The organism is Oleiphilus sp. HI0117 (genome assembly GCF_001635235.1).
Genome location: NZ_LWGA01000456.1, coordinates 1 through 3,932, shown reverse-complemented (window position 1 = coordinate 3,932; position 3,932 = coordinate 1). Strand labels below are relative to the sequence as shown.

The window sequence follows — 3,932 nt, the reverse complement described above, 5'->3', positions numbered from 1 at the left end:
CGCCGCTTATGGATATGCCCAAGCTGGCATGACATTCCTGAGCCAAACGCTGTCAACCTGATGCTCGACCCTGGCCTGGCTTTCGGCACTGGCACACACCCCACAACTGCACTTTGCTTAAAATGGCTAGATGCTTATGCGCTAAACGATGACGGCCTAAACAACAAAACTGTCGTAGATTTTGGCTGTGGTTCCGGAATACTGGGCTTGGCCGCATTATTACTCGGCGCCAAATCGGTGGTTGGAATCGACAACGACCCTCAAGCTTTGCTGGCTACCCAAGACAATGCCAAGAGAAACGAGGTCGAAGCTCAGCAGTTCCCGGTCTATCTTCCAGAAGATAGCCCTAAAGACCAAGTAGACCTGGTTCTGGCTAATATTCTTGCTCAACCACTGCATGACTTACGTAGCAATATTGCCGCTTTAGTTAAACCTAAAGGAAAATTAATTCTATCTGGAATTCTTGAGCATCAGGCAGCTGCGCTAGTTCACGACTATGAAGAATGGTTTGAAATGGATAAACCTCAGCTAGAGGATGGCTGGGTATGCTTGACCGGCACAAAAAAAGACTGATAATAGCCTTATAATAATTCAGGAAAAACACACACGATGAGCAATCAGCGACTGACACAATGCCCGCACTGTAAGGCTTCGTTTAAAGTCTCTGAAGAACAATTAAGTGCTGCCAACGGCAGAGTTCGCTGCGGCGCCTGCATGAACATCTTCGATGCAATTGCCTATAGCTTGTCCGATACTGAGAAGCAAACAGCAAACAAGCCTTCTCCTGAACCCTCCGAAGACCAACAAAGTTCAGCTATCGACCTGGAAGATAGTCTACTAGAGTCTGAAGATAAGCTATTTGCCGATAACCCTGAAGAAGATCTGCATGAACCCGGCTACTCAGGCAGCGCCGATGGCTCTGATGAGTTTAGCACCTCTTTCCTGGAACTAGATTCCGCAGACAACAGTGACCCTTACTCAACCAGCTTTAAAAAACTTGACGATACCTTTGTTTCTGAAGAGAGTGAAGAAATCATCGACGAAAGCTGGACTCAGGAAATCCTCGAAGATATTCAAGATGAACAAGGTAAACAGAAGGTAGAACCAACATTCTCCGCTTCAGCTATAGAGCAGGCCTCAGTCACACAAGCTGAGACATCGACTGAATCAGCCTTCGGAGAGCCCGGGAGCGGTTTCTCTGAGACTTCTCCGTATGAGAAAATTGAATTTCAATACGACCAGGATAGCCCCAATAATAGACATTGGCTTGTCAGTTTATTATTCATTCTCGCTAATATATCGCTCATCGTAATACTGCTAGGGCAAGCGGTATGGTTTCACTATGAAAAGCTCGCCAAGTACCCTAAAGTTTCTGAGTTATATGAGCTAGCATGTGAACACTTATCTTGCACATTGCCAAAGCTTGAAGATATCGAAAAAATTAAAAGCAACAACCTCGTTGTCAGAAGTCACCCCACTCAACGCAAGTCCCTCATAATCGACACCGTGATAGTGAATGAAGCTGCTTTCAATCAAGCGTTCCCCGACTTAGCTCTTTATTTTTCAGACATAAACAAAAATATCGTTGCCCAACGCTTATTCCAAGCGAAAGAGTATTTGTCTGGCGATCTAGCCAGCTGGCACGAAATGCCAAGTCAGCAGCCAATTCATATTTCACTCGAAATCGTTGACCCAGGAAAAGAAGCGGTTAACTACTCTCTAAAGTTTTTCTCCCCTCAACCCTAAGCTCCAAGGAACAAGACATAGATCAATTGTCAACCAATAAGAGCAAAATATAACCAAAAAAAGCCACCTTTTTTGCTTTTACACCCTTGCCTCAGAGGGTATGATTAGCCCCCCCAAAATTAGCCACCCTTGAACCTGACAGAGAAACGACTTGCTCAAAATCGGCCCCTATCAATTAGATAATCGATTGATCTTAGCGCCCATGGCTGGCGTGACAGACAGACCTTTTCGACAGTTATGCCGGAACAACGGCGCAGCTATGGCTGTTTCGGAAATGGTAATCGCCGACCCAAGTTTTTGGAAAACACGCAAGTCAATGCATCGTCTCGACCATACCGGTGAGAGTGACCCTATATCTGTACAAATTGCTGGCGGCGATCCAGAAATGCTAGCAACAGCGGCAGAGCTTAATCAGGAGCGAGGCGCACAGATCATAGACATCAATATGGGCTGCCCGGCCAAGAAAGTTTGTAACAAAGCAGCAGGCTCTGCACTGATGAGAGACGAAGACCTGGTAAAGGAAATCCTAAGTGCAGTGGTTGGGGCTGTCGACATTCCGGTGACGCTAAAAATACGCACTGGCTGGGATAAAAACTCTCGAAATGCATTAACGATCGCTAAAATGGCAGAGCAAAGCGGTATTGCAGCTCTCGCCATTCACGGCCGAACTCGAGCTTGCGCTTACCAAGGACAAGCTGAATACGACACCATCGCTCAAGTAAAAGAGGCGATAAGCATACCCGTTCTTGCTAACGGCGATATTGATTCGCCCGAGAAAGCAGAACAGGTATTGAAGCAAACAGGAGTTGACGGTCTGCTAATAGGTCGAGCTGCACAAGGCTGCCCTTGGATTTTTGATGATATCAACCACTACCTTAAGCACGGTACCAAGCGTGAAGAAAGACCGTTGGCCACCGTTCGCGATATCATCCTTCATCACCTAGAAGAACTACATCAGTTCTATGGTGAGAAAATGGGTCATCGCATCGCTCGCAAACACGTCGGCTGGTATCTGAAGGCAAGACCGAATCACCAAGAATTTAGACAATTTTTTAATAAAATTGAAACACCGGAAGCTCAGCTTGAGGCTGTGCGCACGGAGTTCGAAAAGCAAATCAACAATCAAATCAATAACGGGGAAATAGCCGCATGACTATAGAAGCGCTTGCTGCAGACAAACAAGAAGAACAAACCTACACCAGTCAAACTCAAATTGAAAACGCTGCCACTTTAAGGGATTGCGTTGAGAAGACGCTGAGCAACTACTTTGAACAACTTGACGGTGCTCCAGTCACAGATGTTTATCAACTAGTTCTCTCAGAAGTAGAAGCACCTCTACTTGAACAAGTACTAAAATATACGCGCAACAATCAAACCAAAGCTTCTGTTCTACTTGGTTTAAACAGAGGAACCTTACGCAAGAAGCTTAAGCAGTACGGTCTACTTTAAGTCAGAGTTTTTTATTTTTCTTATACAGGTTTGGAATAAACATGAGCAATACTAACGATCTGGTCCAGGTGAAAAGAGCGCTAATCAGCGTTTCAGACAAAACGGGCATCGTTGAATTCGCCTCTGCCCTAAACGATATGGGCGTTGAAATACTTTCAACGGGCGGAACCTACAAATTACTACAGTCTAACAGCATTCCTGCTGTCGAAGTTTCTGACTATACCGGTTTTCCCGAAATGATGGACGGTCGAGTCAAAACACTTCACCCTAAAGTTCACGGCGGAATTTTAGGGCGCAGAGGTCAGGATGACGAAGTAATGCAAGCTCATGAGATCAAGGCTATCGACATGGTTGTCGTTAACCTCTACCCTTTTGAACAAACTGTCGCAAAGGAAGACTGCAGCCTAGAAGACGCTGTAGAAAACATTGATATCGGCGGACCAACGATGGTACGTGCTGCTGCTAAAAACCATGCACACGTAAATATCGTTGTTAATGCGAGCGACTACCAGAACATTCTTGATCAAATGCGTGAGAACGATGCCTGCACAAGTTTGGAAACACGTTTTGACCTAGCGATTAAAGCTTACGAACATACAGCTGCCTACGACGGCGCGATTGCCAACTACTTTGGCCGATTGGTTCCAGGTGGCAGCAAAGAGTTCCCAAGAACATTTAACGTTCAAATGAACAAAACTCAAGAACTTCGCTATGGTGAAAACCCTCACCAGAACAGC

General features: G+C 45.6%; 4 protein-coding genes and 1 pseudogene. All 5 read left to right on the top strand.

The genetic code is table 11. The features are described from left to right. Positions 1–573, top strand: a 573-nt coding sequence (gene prmA, locus A3757_RS05270; protein ID WP_068739264.1) for a 50S ribosomal protein L11 methyltransferase, incomplete at its 5' end; no start/stop codon positions are given. A 36-nt stretch (positions 574–609) separates the two neighbouring features. After that, the gene (locus tag A3757_RS05265) at positions 610–1,746 is read left to right on the top strand and encodes a DUF3426 domain-containing protein (RefSeq protein WP_068512182.1); all 1,137 of its coding nucleotides are present in this window, start codon (positions 610–612) and stop codon (positions 1,744–1,746) included. Between the two features lie 202 nt (positions 1,747–1,948). Further along, positions 1,949–2,899, top strand: a complete 951-nt coding sequence (gene dusB / locus A3757_RS05260) for a tRNA dihydrouridine synthase DusB (RefSeq protein ID WP_068512219.1) — start codon at positions 1,949–1,951, stop codon at positions 2,897–2,899. Further along, a complete protein-coding gene (gene fis, locus A3757_RS05255; RefSeq protein WP_068506971.1) occupies positions 2,896–3,195 on the top strand; it encodes a DNA-binding transcriptional regulator Fis in 300 nt (99 codons plus the stop codon). Before dusB ends, fis begins: the two co-directional genes overlap by 4 nt. A 41-nt stretch (positions 3,196–3,236) precedes the next feature. Beyond that, a pseudogene (gene purH / locus A3757_RS05250) lies at positions 3,237–3,932 on the top strand (bifunctional phosphoribosylaminoimidazolecarboxamide formyltransferase/IMP cyclohydrolase); the annotation flags it as partial.